Annotated in this window: 21 protein-coding genes and 1 riboswitch; of the genes, 10 read left to right on the top strand and 11 right to left on the bottom strand. The window is 72.3% G+C overall.

The window, feature by feature from the left end:
- Positions 1-24 precede the first annotated feature (24 nt).
- Positions 25-115, bottom strand: a riboswitch (glycine riboswitch).
- Between the two features lie 64 nt (positions 116-179).
- The 3 genes from ACGFI8_RS42330 to eda form a co-directional block, all read right to left on the bottom strand.
- Positions 180-1,367 (bottom strand): AbfB domain-containing protein, encoded by a 1,188-nt coding sequence (locus ACGFI8_RS42330; RefSeq protein ID WP_392813401.1) that lies wholly within the window; start codon positions 1,365-1,367, stop codon positions 180-182.
- A 95-nt stretch (positions 1,368-1,462) separates the two neighbouring features.
- Positions 1,463-2,557: a sugar kinase gene (locus ACGFI8_RS42325; protein ID WP_392813400.1), complete on the bottom strand. Its 1,095-nt coding sequence runs from the start codon at positions 2,555-2,557 to the stop codon at positions 1,463-1,465.
- Entirely contained in the window at positions 2,554-3,201 is a 648-nt protein-coding gene (gene eda, locus ACGFI8_RS42320; protein ID WP_392813399.1) for a bifunctional 4-hydroxy-2-oxoglutarate aldolase/2-dehydro-3-deoxy-phosphogluconate aldolase, read from the bottom strand. The genes ACGFI8_RS42325 and eda overlap by 4 nt, the downstream gene beginning before the upstream one ends.
- A 28-nt stretch (positions 3,202-3,229) precedes the next feature.
- On the opposite strand from eda, the gene ACGFI8_RS42315 reads away from it, so the two are divergent.
- Both ACGFI8_RS42315 and ACGFI8_RS42310 read left to right on the top strand, forming a co-directional pair.
- Positions 3,230-3,973, top strand: coding sequence for an IclR family transcriptional regulator (locus ACGFI8_RS42315; RefSeq protein ID WP_392813398.1), 744 nt, complete (start codon positions 3,230-3,232; stop codon positions 3,971-3,973).
- 126 nt (positions 3,974-4,099) lie between these two features.
- A complete protein-coding gene (locus tag ACGFI8_RS42310; RefSeq protein ID WP_392813397.1) occupies positions 4,100-4,363 on the top strand; it encodes a hypothetical protein in 264 nt (87 codons plus the stop codon).
- A gap of 43 nt (positions 4,364-4,406) precedes the next feature.
- Here the strand turns inward: ACGFI8_RS42310 and ACGFI8_RS42305 are convergent, their stop codons facing one another.
- The gene (locus tag ACGFI8_RS42305) at positions 4,407-4,898 is read right to left on the bottom strand and encodes a DinB family protein (RefSeq protein WP_392813395.1); all 492 of its coding nucleotides are present in this window, start codon (positions 4,896-4,898) and stop codon (positions 4,407-4,409) included.
- Between the two features lie 21 nt (positions 4,899-4,919).
- Positions 4,920-5,474 (bottom strand): class I SAM-dependent methyltransferase, encoded by a 555-nt coding sequence (locus ACGFI8_RS42300; protein ID WP_392813393.1) that lies wholly within the window; start codon positions 5,472-5,474, stop codon positions 4,920-4,922.
- Positions 5,475-5,597: 123 nt separating this feature from the next.
- On the opposite strand from ACGFI8_RS42300, the gene ACGFI8_RS42295 reads away from it, so the two are divergent.
- The 4 genes from ACGFI8_RS42295 (at position 5,598) to ACGFI8_RS42280 (ending at position 9,096) form a co-directional block, all read left to right on the top strand.
- The gene (locus ACGFI8_RS42295; RefSeq protein WP_392813392.1) at positions 5,598-6,251 is read left to right on the top strand and encodes a TetR/AcrR family transcriptional regulator; all 654 of its coding nucleotides are present in this window, start codon (positions 5,598-5,600) and stop codon (positions 6,249-6,251) included.
- 4 nt (positions 6,252-6,255) lie between these two features.
- On the top strand, positions 6,256-7,623 hold the full coding sequence (locus ACGFI8_RS42290; RefSeq protein WP_392813390.1) for a ferric reductase-like transmembrane domain-containing protein: 1,368 nt from the start codon (positions 6,256-6,258) through the stop codon (positions 7,621-7,623).
- A 16-nt stretch (positions 7,624-7,639) separates the two neighbouring features.
- The gene (locus ACGFI8_RS42285; protein WP_392813388.1) at positions 7,640-8,104 is read left to right on the top strand and encodes an FMN-binding protein; all 465 of its coding nucleotides are present in this window, start codon (positions 7,640-7,642) and stop codon (positions 8,102-8,104) included.
- A 98-nt stretch (positions 8,105-8,202) separates the two neighbouring features.
- Positions 8,203-9,096: a type 1 glutamine amidotransferase gene (locus ACGFI8_RS42280; protein ID WP_392813386.1), complete on the top strand. Its 894-nt coding sequence runs from the start codon at positions 8,203-8,205 to the stop codon at positions 9,094-9,096.
- A gap of 20 nt (positions 9,097-9,116) precedes the next feature.
- Here the strand turns inward: ACGFI8_RS42280 and ACGFI8_RS42275 are convergent, their stop codons facing one another.
- The 5 genes from ACGFI8_RS42275 to ACGFI8_RS42255 all read right to left on the bottom strand — a co-directional run bounded on the left by ACGFI8_RS42275 (position 9,117) and on the right by ACGFI8_RS42255 (position 13,574).
- Entirely contained in the window at positions 9,117-9,869 is a 753-nt protein-coding gene (locus tag ACGFI8_RS42275; protein ID WP_392813385.1) for an SDR family NAD(P)-dependent oxidoreductase, read from the bottom strand.
- A gap of 104 nt (positions 9,870-9,973) precedes the next feature.
- On the bottom strand, positions 9,974-11,290 hold the full coding sequence (locus ACGFI8_RS42270; protein ID WP_392813383.1) for a condensation domain-containing protein: 1,317 nt from the start codon (positions 11,288-11,290) through the stop codon (positions 9,974-9,976).
- A 103-nt stretch (positions 11,291-11,393) separates the two neighbouring features.
- A complete protein-coding gene (locus tag ACGFI8_RS42265; protein ID WP_392813382.1) occupies positions 11,394-12,083 on the bottom strand; it encodes a hypothetical protein in 690 nt (229 codons plus the stop codon).
- A 393-nt stretch (positions 12,084-12,476) separates the two neighbouring features.
- The gene (locus ACGFI8_RS42260) at positions 12,477-12,689 is read right to left on the bottom strand and encodes a DUF397 domain-containing protein (protein ID WP_392813380.1); all 213 of its coding nucleotides are present in this window, start codon (positions 12,687-12,689) and stop codon (positions 12,477-12,479) included.
- Between the two features lie 36 nt (positions 12,690-12,725).
- Complete coding sequence (locus tag ACGFI8_RS42255) at positions 12,726-13,574, bottom strand: helix-turn-helix domain-containing protein (RefSeq protein ID WP_392813379.1); 849 nt, start codon at positions 13,572-13,574, stop codon at positions 12,726-12,728.
- Between the two features lie 196 nt (positions 13,575-13,770).
- Here ACGFI8_RS42255 and ACGFI8_RS42250 point away from each other — a divergent pair, with 196 nt between their 5' ends.
- Genes ACGFI8_RS42250 through ACGFI8_RS42240 form a run of 3 tightly spaced genes read left to right on the top strand, consistent with a single transcriptional unit; the run spans position 13,771 to position 16,640 of the window.
- On the top strand, positions 13,771-14,412 hold the full coding sequence (locus tag ACGFI8_RS42250; RefSeq protein ID WP_392813377.1) for a GPP34 family phosphoprotein: 642 nt from the start codon (positions 13,771-13,773) through the stop codon (positions 14,410-14,412).
- Between the two features lie 60 nt (positions 14,413-14,472).
- Positions 14,473-15,999 (top strand): APC family permease, encoded by a 1,527-nt coding sequence (locus ACGFI8_RS42245; protein WP_392813375.1) that lies wholly within the window; start codon positions 14,473-14,475, stop codon positions 15,997-15,999.
- A 26-nt stretch (positions 16,000-16,025) separates the two neighbouring features.
- Positions 16,026-16,640, top strand: coding sequence for a GNAT family N-acetyltransferase (locus tag ACGFI8_RS42240; protein ID WP_392813374.1), 615 nt, complete (start codon positions 16,026-16,028; stop codon positions 16,638-16,640).
- A gap of 13 nt (positions 16,641-16,653) precedes the next feature.
- Here ACGFI8_RS42240 and ACGFI8_RS42235 read toward each other — a convergent pair whose 3' ends face one another.
- A complete protein-coding gene (locus tag ACGFI8_RS42235; RefSeq protein ID WP_392813372.1) occupies positions 16,654-17,199 on the bottom strand; it encodes a hypothetical protein in 546 nt (181 codons plus the stop codon).
- 155 nt (positions 17,200-17,354) lie between these two features.
- Here ACGFI8_RS42235 and ACGFI8_RS42230 point away from each other — a divergent pair, with 155 nt between their 5' ends.
- The gene (locus ACGFI8_RS42230; protein ID WP_392813370.1) at positions 17,355-18,494 is read left to right on the top strand and encodes a type III PLP-dependent enzyme; all 1,140 of its coding nucleotides are present in this window, start codon (positions 17,355-17,357) and stop codon (positions 18,492-18,494) included.
- Positions 18,495-18,540: the final 46 nt, after the last annotated feature.

Raw genomic sequence — 18,540 nt, 5'->3', positions numbered from 1 at the left:
GGCGTCCCGGCTTTTCAGAGTCGCCTGTCCGCGGCGGTACGTGGGCCTGAGAGATTCCCGGGGAGGAGTTGCTCCTTCGGCGCCCCAGTGCTGGGGACTCTCCCGTCGCGGTTCATGCGGCGCGATATGCGGTTGTCGCGGCGACCGTACGGCCCGCGCGCGGCCCCGTCAAGCGGCGTTCAGGGTGCCCACGGCGCCTCGACCGACCAGGTGATGTCCGGCACGAGGCTCGCGGCGTTGTCCTGTGCGGCCGTGCCGCCGGGCGTGGCCAGCCACAGCTCCGCGTTGATGTGGCGCAGGTACGCCCCGGGGTAGTTCCACGAGGCCAGCCGCACGCCGCCGGGGGCGGTGCGGGCGCACCAGGTGGCGTCGGCGCGCATGAGGGCGGTGCCGTCGTCGGCGCTGATGCGCACCCGGCCGTTCTGGTGGCGCAGGTAGTAGCCGGGATAGTTGCGCGACTGCAGGCTGTAGCAGCCGCCGGCCACGCCGGCCAAGCCGGGCCCGACCCGCCAGGTGGCGTCCTGCTTGAGCAGCTGGTCGCTACCGGCGGTGACCACCTCGGTGTAGCCGAGGCCGTTCTGATGGCGGGCGTAGCGGTTGGTGCAGCAGGCGGTGGTGGCGCGCAGCGAGACGTACGAGCCGCTCGGCAGGGTCGTGGGCGCGCCGTCGTCGCCGGCCGAGCCGGGCACCGCGGCGAGGGCGGCGGCCCAGCGGGCGGCCATCTTGTCGTACCCGGCCCGGGTCGGGTGCACGCCGTCGGCGAGGTCTCCGGTGCCCAGCGCGGCGTGCATGTCGACGAAGTGCACGCGGGCGCCCTTGCCCGCCACGATGCCGGGGATGGTGGCGTTGAAGGCGTTCGCGTTCGCCTCGCGGGCGGGGTCGGACAGCGGGATGATCGAGGCGACGAAGACGTCGGCGGCGGGCGCCGCGGCGCGCACGTGGTCGATCAGCGCGGACAGCCGGGCCGGTGCGCCGGCCAGGTCGTAGTTCTGCACGACGTCGTTGGTGCCGAGGTGGACGAGCACGCTGCGGGGCGCGGTCGTGGCGACCCAGCCGGCCGCGTTCGCGTCGACCTGGTCGATGCGCCAGCCGGGATGGCCCTCGTGGTCGTGGTCGGGCAGGTCGGCGGGGCCGTTGAACTGCGAGCCGACGAAGTCGACCGGGTGCCCGGCGTCGGCGAGGGCGCGCCACAGGTTGATGCGGTACCCGCCCGGCACGTTGAACCCGTCGGTGATCGAGTCGCCGAGCGGCAGGATGCGCACCCCGCCGTTGGACTCGGCGTGCGCCGGGGCGCTCACCACGAACAGCGTCCCGAGCAGCGCCGCGACGACTGTGGCCGTCGCGGCGAGCGGGCGTCGTCCTCGCATCTCAACCTCCGCATACTGAGCGATCACGATGGATCCCGAACGTACGCGTTGGTTCTAACGATGTAAATGTTCGATTTTTGTGAGATCTTGTCAGGTCAGCGTCGGACACGGGCGCCGGCCCCGGCGACCAGCGCCTCGACCTCCTTCAGGCTGGCCATCGACGTGTCACCCGGCGTGGTCATGGCGAGCGCGCCATGCGCCGCGCCGTACTCCACCGCGGTCTTGAGGTCGCCGAAGGTCATCAGGCCGTAGATCAGTCCGGAGGCGAAGCTGTCGCCGCCGCCGACCCGGTCGAGGATCTCCAGGCCGGGCCGGTGCGTCGCCTCGGCGAAGTCCCCGTCGGCCCAGGCGATGGCGCCCCAGTCGTTGACCGTCGCCGTGTGCACGCCGCGCAGGGTGGTCGCGACGACCTGGAAGTTCGGGTACGCCTCGACCGCCGCCGAGATCATCGTGCGGAAGTTGGCGGCTTCGATCGCCCCGGCGTGGATGTCCGTGTCCGGCACCTCGAGGCCGAGGCAGGCGGTGAAGTCCTCCTCGTTGCCGATCATCACGTCGACGTAGCCGGCGAGGCGGCGGTTGACCTCCCGCGCGCGCTCCTGGCCGCCGATCGCCTTCCACAGGCTGGGCCGGTAGTTGAGGTCGTAGGAGATCACGGTGCCGTGCCGGCGGGCCGCGGTCAGGCAGGCCTCGATCGTGTCCGGGGTGGTCTCCGACAGCGCCGCGTAGATGCCGCCGGTGTGCAGCCAGCGCACGCCGAGCTCGCCGAAGAGGTGCTCCCAGTCCACGTCGCCGGCGCGCAGCTGCCCGGCGGCGGTGTGGCCGCGGTCGGAGACGCCGACGGCGCCGCGCACGCCGAAGCCGCGCTCGGTGAAGTTCAGGCCGTTGCGGACCGTGCGGCCGATCCCGTCGTACCGCACCCATCGCACGAACGTCGTGTCGACCCCGCCCTGCAGGATCAGGTCCTCCAGCAGCCGGCCGACGTCGTTGTCCGCGAACGCGCTGACGAGCCCGGTGCGCAGGCCGAAGCAGCGGCGCAGCCCGCGGGCGACGTTGTACTCCCCGCCGCCCTCCCACGCGCGGAACTGCCGGGCGGTGCGGATCCGCCCCTCGCCCGGGTCGAGCCGGAGCATGACCTCCCCGAGCGAGACCAGGTCGTAGCGGCACTCGGCCGCCGGACGGACGGTGATCATGCGATCTTCTCCAATGCGGTCCTGGTGCGGCTGGTGACGGCGTCCCAGTCGCGCGCGGCGAGCAGGTCGGGCGCGACCATCCAGGTGCCGCCGACCGCCAGGACCGAGGGCAGGGCCAGGTAGTCGGCGACGTTGCCGGCGTTGACGCCGCCGGTGGGGATGAACCGCACCGAGCGGAAGGGGGCGGACAGGGCCTTCACCATCGGTACGCCACCGAGCTGCTCGGCGGGGAAGAACTTCACGGTGTCCAGGCCGGCGTCCAGGGCCTGCATGATCTCGCTGGGCGAGGCGACGCCGGGGAACACCGGCACGCCGTGCTCGGCGCAGCGCTCCACGACGGCGGCGCTGAAGCCCGGGCTGACGGCGAACCGGGCGCCGGCGTCGACGGCCCGGTCGACCTGCGCGGCGGTGAGCACGGTGCCCGCGCCCACGAGCATGCCGGGCCGCTCGGCCATGCCCCGGATGGCGTCGGCCGCGGCGGCGGTGCGGAACGTCACCTCGGCACAGTGCAGCCCGCCCTCGACGAGGGCGTCGGCGAGCCGCCCAGCGAGGGCGGCCTCCTCGAGCACGACCACCGGAACGATCTTCCCGGCGGCGATGACTTCGACAATGGGGGTATGTTCAGTATGTTGAACGTCGGTCACGTATGTGACCCTAGTGCATGGGAGCCCCGTGACCAACCCTGTCAAGTCCGCCGACCGGACGCTCGACATCCTCGAGGCCCTCGCCGCCGCCGGACCGTCGACCCTGTCCGAGCTGACCCGGCTGCTCGACATCCCGAAGAGCAGCCTGCACGGCATCCTGCGCACGATGGCCGCGCGCGGCTGGATCGAGGCCGAGGAGACCCGCTTCCGCCTGGGCCTGCGCGCGCTGCAGGTCGGCGCGGCGTACCTGGACGCCGACGACACGGTGGGCCTGCTCGCCGGCATCCTGGACGACCTGGCCGCGCGCTTCGGTGAGACGACACACCTGGGCCGCCTGGACGGCGCCGACATCACGTACGTGGCCAAGCGCGAGTCCGTGCACCCGCTGCGCCTGTACTCCGCGATCGGCCGCCGCCTGCCCGCGCACGCGACGGCCCTGGGCAAGGCCCTGCTCGCGGCCCGCCCCGATGCCGAGGTCGACGCCCTGCTCCCCGACCCGCTGCCGGCCCTGACGCCGCACACGATCACCGACCGCGCCGCGCTGCGGGCCGAACTGGCCGCGATCCGGGAGCGCGGCTACGCGGTGGACCGGGAGGAGAACACCGAGGGCATCGTGTGCGTGGCCCGGACGGTCCCGACGCGCGACCCGGCCGCGGACGCGATCAGCCTGTCGATCCCTCGGACGCGCGTGACCGCCACGACGATCGACGAGGTCGCCGCGGCCCTGTCGGACGCCGTGGCAAAGGCCGCCAGCGCCCGCCGCTTCCTGTAACGCAGCCGCCTTCCAGCCGCCCGGCCCGAGGACGTTCTGCACTTCGTCGCCGCGTCATGCTCGCCAAGCACCCAGGTCACGTCAGGCCAGGCGATCTGCCGCTGGGATCGGTCGACGAGCACGTCCGTGCCGGTCGTGGAGGGCTTTACGACCATTCACAGCTTCGCTACGCACTCTTCCGGGCGATTCGTGATCAGCGGAGAACGCAACGGGCAGGAGGGCCTCTGGCTTGCCGACCCGGGTCGGCCAGTGCGAAGGATTGCCGCCGAGCGGCTCATCGACCCGGCGTTGGCACCGGACGGCCGCAGGATCGTGGTGATCCGCGACAGTCACTCCGGCCTCCCGTGGATCGGAGCGATGAGCACCGTCCTCGTCCTGCCAGTTCGGTGATCGCCGTGCTATCTGGCCCCGCGGGCCGCGGGCGGTCCCGTGGTCAGTTCATGCGTCGGATGTCCATGAGGTGGTGCTCGCCCTCGTGGACGGTGTGCCGGCCGAGCCACAGCAGGGTGCGCTCGACCGGCTCCGGCCACGGGTAGAGGCCGACCCGGTCCAGCTCCCGCGGGCCGAGCGCGCCGAACGCGGCGGCCAGCAGTGCGGCGTTCGCGTCGAGCGTCCCGAGCACCGCGGCCGGGTCCTGGGCGTTGTACGCGGCGCTCACCACCAGCTCCTCGCGGCCCATCGGCACGAACTCGGGCGCGTCCACGCGCAGCGCCAGGTCGAGCCGCTCGGCCTGCACGCGCAGCACGTCGCGGAAGTGGCAGGCGTACTCCAGCGCCGACCACACGTCCGGGGCCGGCCGCCGCCGCACGTCGGGCACGGCGGCGAGCGCCTCGGCGTAGCGCCCGGCGAACCCGCCGAGCCGCTCGGGCACGTCGCCGGCGCCGAGGCTCGCATAGCCGAAACCGCACTCCTCGCAGCGATCCACGCCGCCACGGTACCGCGAGCGTCAGATGACCAGGCGCCCGACGAGGCGGAACGGGAGGCGGCCGGTGCGGACCGGCTCGCGGCGCGACGGAATGCCGGGGACCTCGCCGCGGCCGAGCGCCACCCGGGCGTCGTAGATCCACATGCGGCCGCCCGGGCGCAGGACGCGGCGCAGCTCGCGCACGCCCGCGGCCGGGTCGGCCCAGTGGTGCAGACTCATCGACGACACGATCAGGTCGAACGTCGCGTCCGTGAACGGCAGGGCGGCGACGTCCGCGACGGTGAACGTGACCCGGTCGGCCAGGCCGGCGGCCGCGGCGGACCGGCGGGCCTCGTCGATCATCGCGGCGGACAGGTCAACGCCGTCGACGCGGGCCTCGGGCAGCGTGCGGGCGATCGCCAGCGGCACCCGGCCCGGGCCCGTGCCGGCGTCGAGCACCCGCGCCCCGGCGGGCAGGCCGGCCCCGGCGACGTCGGCGGCGATCCGGTCGTACATCGGCCCGAAGAACGGCCGGACCAGCCGGTGGTAGAGCCGGGCGTGGCCGGCCAGCCCGAACATCCGCTCGTGCAGCGACATGGCGGCTCCTCGCAATCTGTTTCCGAACACCAATCTGTTTCCGAACACCATGTTCGGTTACGCTGCGGGGGAGGGCGTTCGTTACCGAACATCGGCGCGGAATCGTCCGGAAAGGCGGGCGCGATGGACCGCCGGGTGCGCCGCACGCGCCGCATCCTGGGCGAGGCGCTGGTCCAGCTGATCATCGAGCAGGGGTACGAGCGCACGACCGTGCAGGACGTGCTGGACCGCGCCGACGTGGGCCGCTCCACCTTCTATGCCCACTTCCGCGACAAGGACGCGCTGCTCATGGCCGGCTTCGAGGACCTGGCCGAGCGGCTGCGCGCCGACCTCGACGCGATGTCGCCCGGCGTGCCACCCGAGCCGGGGCAGCCGGTCGTGGGGCTGTTCTCGCACGCGTACCGTAATCGGACCGTCTACGCCGCGCTGTTCGGCCGCCGCGGCGGCACCGCGTTCCGGCAACGGCTGCACGAGCTGCTCGCCGGGCTGCTCCGCGCACACCTGGCCCCGCACCTGGCGGCGGCGCGCTCGGACCTGCCGGTCGACGTGGTGGTCGAGTTCGCCACCAGCGCCGCGATCGGGCTGCTCGTGTGGTGGATCGACGACGGCTTCCGGTTCCCGCCGGAGCGGATGGCGCTGATGTACCAGCGGATGGCCGTGCCGGGGATCGGCGCCGCGGTCGGCGGCGCAGGTCCACCACCGGCCGGTGCGGTCCGGTCTCCCAGGCGATTCACAGGCTCCGCCCAGCGCGCGGGAAACCGCCACCCCGATCGTTGAACGCATGACTACGAGCGCTGCGCCGGTCCGGCGCGACGGCACACCGTGGTGGTGGGCCGACGCCGCCGGGATCGCCGCCGGCGCGAGCCTGATCGTCGTCGCGGCGCTGTGGGTGCACGGCGGCGGCGTCACGGAGGTGACCGGCGGCGGGTGGGCGGCGGTGACGGCGGCCGGCCGCCTCGCCGGGTTGTTCGCCGCCGACCTGATGCTGCTGCAGGTGCTGCTGCTGGCCCGGATCCCGGCCGTGGAGCGCGCGTTCGGCCAGGATCGGCTGGCCCGCTGGCACCGGTGGACCGGGTTCACCTCGTTCCACCTCATGGCCGTCCACGTGCTGCTGATCGTCCCCGGCTACGCCGGCCAGGCGCACGCGAACGCGTTCGCAGAGCTGTGGGACCTGCTGACCGGGTACCCGGGCATGTTGCTCGCCGCCGCGGGTACCGCCGCGCTCGTGATGGTCACGGTGACGTCGGTGCGCGCCGCCCGGCGCCGGTTGCGCTACGAGTCCTGGCACCTGCTGCATTTGTACGCGTACCTCGGCGTCGGCCTGGCGCTGCCGCACCAGCTCTGGACGGGCGAGGACTTCATCGGCTCCACCGCCGCGCGCGCCTACTGGTGGACGCTGTACGCCGTCGCGGCCGGGGCCGTGCTCGTCTTCCGCGCCGGGCTGCCGCTGTGGCGCAACCGCCGCCACGCGCTGCGGGTCGGCGAGGTGCGCGCCGAGGGGTCCGGGCTCACGTCGGTGTACCTGCGCGGCCGGCGCCTCGACCGGCTGCCGGTGCGGGCCGGGCAGTTCTTCCTGTGGCGCTTCCTCGACGGCCCGGGCTGGTCGCGCGCCAACCCGTACTCGCTGTCCGGCCCGCCGCGCGACGACGTGCTGCGCATCACCGTCAAGGACCTCGGCGACGGCAGCGCGCGGGTCGCGACGCTGCGCCCGGGCACCCGCGTGCTCATCGAGGGCCCGTACGGCCGCCTCACCGGCGAGTCCTACCGCGGTGGCCCGGTCACGATGCTGGCTTGCGGCGTGGGCGTCACGCCCCTGCTCGCGCTGCTGTGGGACCTGCCGTACAACACTGGCGAGGCGACGCTGCTCTACCGCGCCCGCACCGCGGCCGACCTGGCGTTCCGCGACGAGCTGGCCTGGCTGGCCCGGCACCGCGGGGTGCGGGTCGTGCCGCTGCTCGGCCCCCGCGCGGCCGGGTCGTGGCTGCCCCGCGACCTGGCCGGCACGACGCTCGGCGCCGCCGTCCCGGGCGTTGCCGGCCACCATGTCTACGTCTGCGGTCCGCAGGGGTGGACGGACGCGGTCCTGCGCGAGGCCCGCGCCGCCGGCGTCCGCCCCGAACGGCTGCACACGGAACGGTTCGCCTGGTGACCCGGAGGATGATCTGATGCGCCGAATCACGCTGTGGCTGCTGTCCACGGTGGCCGCGCTGGTGCTGCTGTTCAGCTACCGCACCAGCACGATGGGCCCGGGCGGCGCCGTGACGGCAGCCGGGCCGCCGACCAGCGGCACCGGCACCGACGCCGGCTCGGGCTCCGGGACCGGGTCGGGGTCCGGGACCGGGTCGGGCTCGGGGAAGACCTACGACGGCTCGACCGTGCAGACCCGGTGGGGGCCGGTGCAGGTGCGGATCACGGTCGACGGCGGGAAGGTCACCGACGTGACCGCGGTGACGTACCCCAACAGCAACCGCCGCGACCAGCAGATCAACGCGTACGCGCTGCCGCAGCTGCGCACCGAGGCGCTGCAGGCGCAGAGCGCGGACATCGACACGGTCTCCGGCGCGACGGTGACCAGCGAGGGGTACAAGCAGTCGCTGCAGGCCGCCCTCGACGCCGCACACATTGGCTGATCCGTTATCGGATATTCGTGGGAAGGGCGGGACCGGGGGCGCCCGATGCAGCACAATCGGCCGGTCCCTACCGGCCTTCCCTTGGAGCGTTCCGCAGCATGACGGGCGACGAGACGATCGGGCGCGTCAACACCATCGACCACCCCGCCGCCCGCCTCGGCGGCCCGGTGCGCCCGCTGCACGTGCGGCAGCGCTGCCGGATCCTGTTCCTCAACACCCAGGAGCAGGGGCCGCTGCTCCAGATGGGCCTGACGTCGTACCGGGACTGGATCGCCGAGGTCACCCGCCTGGACCCGGACCAGATCCACGCGGTGAACGTGGCCGACGGCGAGCCGCTGCCGGACACCATCGAGGCGCACGGCATCATCGGCGGCGGCTCCGGCCACTCCTCCTACGAGGAGCTGCCCTGGATCCGGCGGGTGAAGCAGTTCCTCACCGAGGCCCAGCGCCGCGGTGTGCCCGAGCTGCACATCTGCTGGTCACACCAGGCGAAGGCGGAGACCGCGGGCGCGGTGTGCAAGGTCGGCCACCGCGGCCGCCGGTTCGGCATCGAGCGGCTCACCCTCACCCCGGCCGGCCGCCGCGACCCGCTCTTCCACGGCCTGCCGGACGCGTTCGACGTCTTCACCTCGCACGTCGACGCCGTCTACGACCCGCCGGCCGTCTCGCCGCTCGGCCCGGTGACCGAGCTGGCCCACGGCGAGGTCTATCGCAACGAGTCCCTGGCGATCGGCGCGACGGCCCGCACGCTGCAGGTCCACCCGGAGCTCACCTCGGGCATCGCCGCCGCCCTGGCCCGCGTGCGCCGGCCCCAGCTGATCGCCGAGGGCCACCTCGGCCCGTCCGAGGCCGACTATGCGGCGTTCCTCGAGACGCTGGACTGGGCCGACCGCGAGATCCGCGCCCGGATGCGCACGCTGCTGGACAACTGGCTGCGCTACTACGTCGCCCCGGCGATGTCACCCCAGGTGCAGGCCGCCCCCCACAACTGACGCCGCGGATCCCCGGATCCTCAGCTGGTGAACATGCCGGTGGCGTTGACCCAGGTGCCGGTCATGCCGCGCGCCGCCGGGGAGGCCAGCAACGCGATCATCTCCGCGATGTCCGGCAGCCGCGGCGAGCGGCGCAGCATCCGCAGGCCGTCCAGGTTGGCGTGGATGCCGCTGAGCGCGTCCGCGTCGATGCCGGCGTTGACCGCCCGGAGCTTCTCCAGCGTCAGCGTCTCCGGGATGCCGGCCACCCACACGCCCATCACCCGCACGCCGCGCGGCCCGACCTCCATGGCGAGGTTGCGCACGAACGTGTCCAGCGCCGCGTCGGCCGGCCCGGTGCTGCCCATCATCGGGCTGCCGTGCGCCGAGCCGCTGTCCAGCGCCAGGATCAGCCCCTCGCCCTGCTCGACCATGCGCCGGGCGGCGGCCCGCGCGGTGATGAAGTTGGTGGTGAGCCCGGCGGTGACCGCCCGCGTCAGGTCGGCCACGCTCATGTCGACCAGCGGGATGCCCTGCACGTCGCCGCGCGGCACGAGGTTGAGCGACACGTCGATGCGCCCGACGCTCGCCGCGTGCGCCTCGACGGCCTCCTCGTCGAACGCGTCGACGACCGCGGCCTCGGCCTTGCCGCCCTGCTCCCGGATGCGCGCCGCGAGCGCCTCGAGCGTCGCGGCGGTGCGCCCGGTGAGGTGCACGGTCGCGCCCTGCCGCGCGAAGGCCTCCGCCACCGCGCCGCCGATGCCGCCCGCCGCCCCGTAGATGATCACGTTCATCGGTGTTGTCTCCTCCTCGGTATCCCGGCCGTGTGCCGTGGACGCGAGGTGTAACGCCACCCTCCGGCGGAACTCATCGGTCCCGCGGAAAACTTTTGCGACCGCTACTGCAGGGCGAGGGCCTGGGTGACGACGAGGTCCTCGATGCCGAAGAGGAAGCGCTCCATGTCCGGGCGCGGCAGCACCGCGGCGTCGGCGGTCATCGCCAGTTCCAGGCTGCCCGGGGCGTCCTGGGCGTCGAGGGCGAACGTCGTGTTGCGGCGCGGGGCGTGCTCCAGCGGCCAGGTCAGCGTGGTGCGGGCGCGGGCGCGGTGCAGCGGCTCCGCCGGCGGCTTGGCGTAGCCGAGGATCGGCATCAGCCCGCGCGTGTCGTTGACGAAGCACGAGTGGTCGCACGCGGCGCGCAGGTCGGCGATGTCGCGGTCCAGGGCGAGCTTGTCGTAGTACGCGTGGCGCTGCGCGGAGAGCGCGGCCCCGAACGTGCGGCGGACCAGGGCGGCGAAGTCGCCGGTGGTGCCGGGCAGGTGCAGCAGCCCCTCCTGGGCGATGGTGTTGACCGCGCCCGCCATGCCGGGCAGGAAGCGGTTGTTCACCACGATCTGGAAGACGGTGTCGGGCGCGCCGCCGAGCCGGCCGGCCGCGGCCGCCGCGGCGGCGAGCAGGACCGCGCCCTGGTTCACGGCCAGGCCGGTCGCGACCCGGTCCAGCGCGAGGGCGAGGGCGGGGGAGTTGAGCACCGCGTTGGGGAACGCGGGTGCGGCGGGGCGGCCGGCCCGGTCCGGGAACTGGCTCGCCGGCCCGCGGCGCAGCTTGTCGATCCAGGCCCGGCGCGCGGCCGCGTCGCGGCGGCGGCCGCGCTCGGAGGCCTGGTACGCCGCCTCCTCCAGCGGCTGCTGCCGCGCGTCGCCGGACGGCTCGCGGCCGGCGAGGAGCGCGGCGCAGTCGGCGAGCAGGTTGCGCAGGCCCCAGCCGTCGGAGGCGGTGTGCGACAGCGACAGGATGACGTATCCGGCTAGGCCGTCCGCGACGACCACACCGACGCGGACCGGCAGCTCGCGCTCGGCGTCGAACGGGATGGCCTGCAGCTCGTGGTAGAGCGCGTAGGCGGTCTCGGTCACGTCGGCCGGCTCGCATTCGCGCGCGTGCACCGGCACCGCGCCGGCGGCGTGCACGACCTGGGCGAGCCGCTCGCCGTCGGGCGCGAGGACGGTGCGAAGCGAGTCGTGCCGCAGCAGCAGGGCGCGGACCACGCCGGCGAGCCGGTCCAGGGGCAGCGGAGGGTCCAGCGGCGTGCCGCCGGAGACGTTGTACCGCGCCGCGTCGGCGCCCAGCCGCCGCACCACGTCCCAGATCGCGCTCTGTCCCCAGGTGGCCGGCCCGGTGCCCGGCCGGGCCCCCGCGAAGGCGAACTCGGACTCCACGCAGAGAGTCTCACGGAATGATGGATGGTTGTCGACGCCCGCCGCACCGCCATATAGCGGGCGCCGACGTATCACGTCACGCCGCCGTGCCGTCGGGTGCCCGCTACAGGGGCATCGGCGTCCGGGACGGTGCCGCACCGGGAGCGATCATCGCGCGCTTCCCGCTCGGTGTGCGGCCGGTCGTGGCCGTGGCCGCCGCGCCCGCGAGGAGCAGGGCGGCGATCTCGTTGCTCCGCGGGCGCTGCGCGGCGCCGTGGGCCGCGGCCTCGGCCGCCTCCCGCCGCAGGGATGCGGCGGCGTGCGACCGTGCGCGCCGCTCCAGCAGGGTCGCCTGATGGTCCAGGGCGATCGCCAGCCGGCTGCCCGCCGCCCGCGAGCCGGCCCGCCGGCCGCGCTCGGCGATGACCAGCTCCTCCGCGACGGCCAGGGCGGCGTCGCCGCGGCCGGCCGCCGCCAGGGCCAGCGACGCGGCCAGCAGGTCCCAGTCCGGGCCCTCGCGGTCCGCGGCCCGGCGGTTGCGGCCGCCGTTGAGCACCAGGTCGAGCGGCGGGCGGCCCTCCTCGACCAGCGCCCCGGCCCACGCCCGCAGCGCGGTCGCGGCCTCGGTCAGCAGGGCAAGACAGGCATCGGCGGGGGCGGCGGGGGAGAAGCCGTCCACGAGGTCGCCCAGGGCCCGGGCCAGCCGCGGCCGGTACGCCTGGGGGTTGAAGGGGGAGAGGATTCGGTACGCCTGGACACGCTCGTACGGCCTCGGGCTGTCCTGCAGCAGGACCACCCGCGCCCACGTCGCCATGCCGGGATCGACCAACGCAAACCTCCGACTCGTCGTGAGCCGCGAGCGTACGTCGAAGAAATCGCAGGTCAACAGGGCTTTTTGGCCGAGTGATCGGCGTCGCTGGGTGCGGTATGCTGATCGTGTCCCTGACCCGGCGCCCGCCCGGCGCGGCACCGTGAGACCGGCCGGGGGCGGTTGGGTAGAAATCGCAGATGCTGCGAAACGGCGTGCTGTGCTTCGGCCGAGATGAGCAATAGCATCGACGCGTCACATTGTGGAGGACCGATGCTGCGCGCACCGGCCCCCCGCAACGTGCCGTCAAGGCGTCATCGGTTCGACAGTGGCACGACGAGGTGCCGTGTCAACGTTCAATGACGGTGTCGGCAGCACCGCCGTTGAACCACAACGTCGTTAGTGGGCGGAATCGAAGCGACCGTGCTTCGCGCCGTCCACAAACGATTCCCAATCCGTGGGCGTGAATTGCAAAACCGGCCCGTCGGGATTCTTGCTGTCCCGGACGCCGATTATTGCGCCGACGACCGCGACCTCCACACAATTACTGCCGCCGTTGCCGTTGCTGCGGCTGCTTTTACGCCAGGCGACGTGTTGAACATGCGTTGCCATGCATAGCACCTCCCTTCCTGGCGGACTCCCCGGCCGTCACTCGTCGAGCAGGCGCTTGATCATGCCGATCGACGCGTCCCGGCCGAGTGCTCTGGTGCTGAGGCGCTCGAACTCGACCCGGTAACGCTTGACCTCTGCAGGCTGCTCTTCGTAGTAGTCCCCGGCAAGCCCTTCGAGGTATACGACGTCCAAGTGGGCGACGTCAGGGAACTCCAGGAGTGCGATCGAACCGCCCAGGAACGCATGCTCGCCCGCGTCGAACGGCAGGACCTGCAGCGTCACGTTGGGCAGTTCGGTGGCGGCGATCAGCCGGCGCCACTGGTCGCGCATGACGTCGACGCCGCCCACGTGACGGCGGATCACGGACTCGTCGACGATCGCCCACAGGGTCAGCGGCGACGGCCCGGTCAGCCGCTTCTGCCTGGTCTTTCGCAGCTCGACACGGCGGTCGATGGCGGCCTGCGGGTCGTGGCTGCGCCCGCTGCCCATGAGCGCGCGCATGTACGGCTCGCTCTGCAGCAGCCCCGGCAGCACGATCGGCTCCCAGACCTTGGCCGAGGACGCGTCGGCCTCCATGCCCACGAAGTTGCCCGGGCGCATCACGTCCTTGTAGTCGGTCCACCAGCCGCGCTGCCGGGCCAGCCGGGCCAGGGTCATCAACGCGTCGCGGTACTCGCTGTCGCCGATGCGGTAGAGGGTCAGAAGATCGTTCACGTCCCGCGGGGTCACCGGGACCCGTGCGTTCTCGATGCGGGTGACCTTCGCCGAGTGCCATTCGAAGTGCCGGGAGACGTGCTCCTGGGTGAGGCCCGCGTCCTCGCGGCACTTCTTCAACTCGGCGGCCAGCCGGCGGCGGCGCAACGTCGGCCCCTCGTCGACAGCCACCGCTACCTCCTCGATTGGTGTTCTGGTGGGGTCCGTCTGCACGCCCATGATCTTAGGCAATTTCCCGACCGCTGAGACTCCGAGTCTAGTACTCGTTGCACTACGCGCAGTGCTTGGTACATGATGCTGGGGACATCGAGGGTGAACCTTTATTCATTCATGATCTCCTTTTGCCGCGTGCCGAGGAGCGTGATTCGTGGTGCTTGCCAACAGCTATTACCTGATTGCGCACGACGACCGGACGGGCCGATCCCGCCTGCACCCGAGGGCGACCGGGCTCGGGCTGGCCGCGGGCCTGCTCGGCGAGCTCATGCTGTTCGGCCGGCTCCGCGCGATGACCGGCGACCTGTATGTGGTGAGCCAGGAGCCGCCGGGCGACTCCCTGGCCCACACCCTGCTCGACCTGCTCGTCGCGCAACCCCAGCACAAGGAGATCCGCACCTGGCTGGCCTACCTGTCGCAGGACGCGGCGGACCAGGTCGGGGAGCGGCTGCTGCGGGCCGGGGTGGTGGAGCCGGTGACCCGGCGCAAGCTGCTCAGCGCGCAGACGCTCTACATGCCGGTCAACCCGGACCAGCGCAACGCCGCGGCGTGGGAGTCGATCCGCCTCGCCGAGGCGCTCAGCCGGCGCCGCTCGATGAACCTCTCCGACCGGGTGCTGGTCGCGCTCGTCGTGGCCACCGGCCTGACGCGGTACGTGTTCTTCAGCCCCCAGCAGCAGCGCGACTGCATGCAGAACCTGCCGGGGATCATGAGCTCCCTCCCCGACGACCTCGTCCAGCTCGTGCAGTACACCGAGGCCGCGGTGGGCTCTGCGCTCGCCGCCGGTCGCCGCTGAGACCACCGCTCGCCGCGTGAACCAGGGCGCCAGGGCGCCCGCGTGAGGAGACCGAACAACATGGCGCGTACCACCTCGACCGGGCCCGACATCGTCGCGCGCGGGCTGGCCAGCAACCGGCTCGGCGTGCCGTCGGTGGTGTTCTTCGGCGTAGCCGGGGCCGCACCGCTGACGGTGATCCTGGGCGCGATCTCGACGATCTACGCGGTCGTCGGCAACACCGCGGTGCCGCTGGTGTACTTCGTGGCCGCCCTCATCCTGTCGCTGTTCACCGTCGGCTTCGTGGCCATGAGCCGGCACATCGTCAACTCGGGCGCCTTCTACAGCTACATCAGCCACGGCCTGGGCCGGATCATCGGCGTGGCCGCGGCGTTCGTCGCGCTGCCCGCCTATGCCGCGATGCAGATCGGCCTGCTGGGCCTCTTCGGCGTCGTTGCCTCCGGCATCCTCCAGGCCAGCGGCGTGCACGCGAGCTGGTTCGTGTGCTCGCTCGTCGGCTGGTTCCTGGTGGCGATCCTCGGCGTGCTGTGGGTCGACCTCAGCGGCAAGGTGCTCGCCGTGCTGCTCACCGTCGAGATCGCCATCGTGCTCGTCTACGACTTCTTCATGCTGGCCCACCCGCACGGCGGCCACGTCAACCTCGCCCCGCTCGCACCGCAGCAGCTGGCCACCCCGGAGGTGGTCGCGATGCTGGTGCTCGCGATCGCCGGCTTCGTCGGGTTTGAGGCCACGGTCGTGCTGTCGGAGGAGGCGAAGGACCCGAAGAAGACCATCGGCCGGGCCACGCACTGGGCCGTGCTGCTGCCCGGCCTGCTGTGCGGCGTCTCGGCGTGGGCGATGTCGGTCAACGCCGGCGACATCGTGCAGGCCGCCCGGGACAACCAGACCGACCTGGTCTTCAAGCTCGTCGGGCCGTATGTGCCCGAGGCGCTGGTCAACATCGGGTACATCCTGTTCCTCACCAGCGTCTTCGCCGCGATGCTCGCCTTCCACACCGCGGTGACCCGCTACCAGTTCGCTCTCGGCCGGGAGCGGGTGCTGCCCCGGCTGTGGGGCGTGGCGCACCCGCGTACCGGCGCCCCGCTGGTCGGCTCGCTGACCCAGAGCGTGCTCGCGCTCGGGGTGCTGATCCTGTACTTCGTGACCCACACCGACCCGCTGGTGCACCTGTTCGCCTGGATGACCACGGTCGGCGGCCTCGGCGTGCTGATCCTGATGTGGGCCACGTCCGCGGCGGTGGTCGGCTTCTTCGTCCGGCACCGCCGCAGGGAGAACGTCTGGCGCTCCCGCATCGCCCCGATGCTGTCGTTCCTGCTGCTCAGCGTCGTGCTCGCGGCGACCGTCGTCGGCCTCGGCCAGCTGCTGCAGGTGCCGCCGGACTCGCCGTTCAACTGGCTGTTCCCCACCGCGTACGCGGTCTGCGCGACCTTCGGCATCGGTTGGGCCGCGATCATGCGCGGCGCGCGGCCCGAGGCGTACGCCGGGATCGGGCGCGGCACCGAAGGATTCGTGGTGCCGGAGAGCGTCTTCGGCCGCCCCCCGCGTCCGCACCGGGTCACCGCCGACGTCGCGCACCACGCGGCCTAGCCGCACCGTCTCTGGAGAGGATGGTCATGACGCACGCCATTCAGGACGTGGTCGTCCGCGACATCGATCCGGTCGGCACCGAGGAGATCACCGAGGTGCTCACCGCGGCGATGAGCGACGGCGCCGTCGCGTGCTGGCTGATGCCCGACGCGGAGCTGCGCCGCGAGTCCAGCCCGGAGTACTTCGCGATCTTCGCCGAGCACGCGGTGCGCCACGGCGAGGTGTACGCCAGCGTCGACCCGATCGACGGCAGGCTCTCCGGGGTCGCGCTGTGGTTTCCGCTGACCCGGGCGATCCCGCCGCCGGTCGACTACGACAGCCGGCTCAAGGAGGTCACCGGCCCGGCGTTCGACCGCATCTGCCAGCTCGACGCGGCGCTGGAGGCCGAGCACCCGCTCGTGCCGCACCACTACCTGGCGTTCGTCGCGGTGCGGCCCGACCGGCAGAACCTCGGCATCGGCAGCTCGCTGCTGGCCCGGCATCACGCCCGGCTGGACCGCGCCGGCCTCCCGGCGTACCTGGAGGCCAACGACCCGCACAACCGCGAGCTGTATCTGCGCCACGGCTACGTCAGCCGGCCGCCGGTGCTGCTGCCCGACGGCCCGCCGGTGTGGCCGATGTGGCGGGAACCGTTGCGCTAGAAGACCTCCGGCGTCACGCCGCCGGGAACTCGTAGAGCCAGTACTGCTGCTCGTCGATGCGCTGCGCCTTCACGTCGCCGGAGAGGCGGTGCAGCATCAGCCGAACCACGCGGGCCATGTGCCGCACCTCGTCGGTGCGGCTGCAGAAGTCCAGCGCGATGAGGCCGTTCTGCGCCGCCGCGGTGAGATACATGGCCGTCACGAGCTCGCCGAAGGCGGCGGCCGCCCGGCCGTCGGACTGGGTTGCCACGAAGCCGCAGTACCAGATCCGCTTCTCGGCGTAGTGCTCCGGCCAGCGCCGGGCGAAGTAGGGCGGCGCGATGAGCGGCACCGCGTCCAGGTCGTTGGTGTAGATCGAGAGCCCGCGGACCGTGTCGTCGTCGTCCAGGCAGAGGTACTTCTGGACCCGCGGATCGCCCATCACGTCGTCGAACTCGTTGCGGTACATGAGATGGCGCTGGACAGCCAGCGCGTTGAGCTCGGCGAAGGCCTCCGAGTAGAGCGTCCACGCCTCGTCGCGCAGTTCGCCCTGCACTTGATCGACAATCTTGACGTTCATGTCCCGCACTCCGATCGCGGTCGGCCAGGCACAGTGCAGCGGCTACAGTCGATCGTCCTTTTTCGATCGTCGGTGTATTGAGAGTAGTCCAACTGTCACCGAGTGCAATATGGTGACTTCATTCCGTCGCCATTTTTGCGATCTCGGGAGGGTCCATGGACCGGCGCGACGACCCCCCGTCGGCCCCCGAACTCGTCATCGACCTCGACAACGTCGCCGAGGCATACCGTTCGCTCACCACGAATTTGCCAGCTGTCAATGTGCACTATGCAATGAAGTGCAACCCGCACCCCGAGATCCTCGCGCTGTTGCACGCCCTGGGCTGCCGGTTCGAGATCGCGTCCGCGGCCGAGCTCGACGCGCTGGTGGCGATCGGCGCCGACCCCGCGCAGGTGCTGTCGAGCAACCCGGTCAAGCCGCCGGCGCACATCGCGCGCCAGCACGCGGCGGGGGTGTGGCGCTTCGCCTTCGACTCCGAGGACGAGCTGGACAAGCTCGCCGCCGCGGCGCCGGGCGCGGCCGTCGTCGTGCGGCTGGCCGCGCACCAGATCCGCAGCGGCGTGCCGAGCGAGGGCAAGTTCGGCGTCGACGGCGACACGGCGGTGGCCCTCATGCTCGCCGCCCGCGAGCGCGGCCTGCACCCGTACGGCGCCGCCTTCCACGTCGGCTCCCAGATGCTCCTGCCGCACGCGTGGCGGGCGCCGCTGCGGGCCGTCGGGTACGTAATGAGCAAATTGGCCGCCGAAGATGTCTTCTTGCACATGGTGAACCTCGGGGGCGGTTTTCCGGCGCGGTACACCGCGAAGACGCCGCCGATCGCGGACTATTGGGCGGCGATCTCCGCGGGGCTGGCGCAGCTGCCGTATCCGGTGGCGGCCGCCTGCGAGCCTGGGCGCGCCCTCGTCGCGGAGGCCGGGCGGCTGCGCGCCACCGTGATCGGTACCGCCGTGCGGGGCGGCCGGCGCTGGGCGCACCTGGACGTCGGCGCGTTCAACGGGCTCATGGAGAGCCTGGAAACCGGCAACCAGCTGCGCTTTCCCGTCTCCGACTCGCGCGGCAGCGCGGCCCGCGACCGGTTTCACCTCACCGGGCCGACCTGCGACAGCCAGGACACGATCATGTTCGACGTCGAGCTGTCCGCGGACCTGCGCACCGGCGACGAGGTGTATCTCGGCACCGCCGGTGCATATACCACAGTCTATGCATCAAGATTCAATGGCTTCGACGCGCCGGTGGTGCGTTGTGTTACTGGAGTGGCCATTGAAACCAGTGATGACGCTGCGTACTGTGGTTGATGCTCTCAGTTGCCAAGGTCCTTCCCGTCTCTCACCGCATCCCCTG

Source organism: Dactylosporangium sp. NPDC048998, assembly GCF_043197855.1.
Classification (GTDB): Bacteria; Actinomycetota; Actinomycetes; order Mycobacteriales; family Micromonosporaceae; genus Dactylosporangium.
This window is presented reverse-complemented; position numbering and strand designations above follow the sequence as displayed.

Coding starts and splice junctions, on each gene's coding strand:
- ACGFI8_RS42330 (WP_392813401.1), bottom strand. CDS start 1,367: ATGCGAGGACGACGCCCGCTCGCCGCGACGGCCACAGTCGTCGCGGCG.
- ACGFI8_RS42325 (WP_392813400.1), bottom strand. CDS start 2,557: ATGATCACCGTCCGTCCGGCGGCCGAGTGCCGCTACGACCTGGTCTCG.
- ACGFI8_RS42300 (WP_392813393.1), bottom strand. CDS start 5,474: ATGTCGCTGCACGAGCGGATGTTCGGGCTGGCCGGCCACGCCCGGCTC.
- ACGFI8_RS42295 (WP_392813392.1), top strand. CDS start 5,598: ATGGACCGCCGGGTGCGCCGCACGCGCCGCATCCTGGGCGAGGCGCTG.
- ACGFI8_RS42290 (WP_392813390.1), top strand. CDS start 6,256: ATGACTACGAGCGCTGCGCCGGTCCGGCGCGACGGCACACCGTGGTGG.
- ACGFI8_RS42285 (WP_392813388.1), top strand. CDS start 7,640: ATGCGCCGAATCACGCTGTGGCTGCTGTCCACGGTGGCCGCGCTGGTG.
- ACGFI8_RS42280 (WP_392813386.1), top strand. CDS start 8,203: ATGACGGGCGACGAGACGATCGGGCGCGTCAACACCATCGACCACCCC.
- ACGFI8_RS42275 (WP_392813385.1), bottom strand. CDS start 9,869: ATGAACGTGATCATCTACGGGGCGGCGGGCGGCATCGGCGGCGCGGTG.
- ACGFI8_RS42265 (WP_392813382.1), bottom strand. CDS start 12,083: ATGGCGACGTGGGCGCGGGTGGTCCTGCTGCAGGACAGCCCGAGGCCG.
- ACGFI8_RS42260 (WP_392813380.1), bottom strand. CDS start 12,689: ATGGCAACGCATGTTCAACACGTCGCCTGGCGTAAAAGCAGCCGCAGC.
- ACGFI8_RS42245 (WP_392813375.1), top strand. CDS start 14,473: ATGGCGCGTACCACCTCGACCGGGCCCGACATCGTCGCGCGCGGGCTG.
- ACGFI8_RS42240 (WP_392813374.1), top strand. CDS start 16,026: ATGACGCACGCCATTCAGGACGTGGTCGTCCGCGACATCGATCCGGTC.
- ACGFI8_RS42235 (WP_392813372.1), bottom strand. CDS start 17,199: ATGAACGTCAAGATTGTCGATCAAGTGCAGGGCGAACTGCGCGACGAG.
- ACGFI8_RS42230 (WP_392813370.1), top strand. CDS start 17,355: ATGGACCGGCGCGACGACCCCCCGTCGGCCCCCGAACTCGTCATCGAC.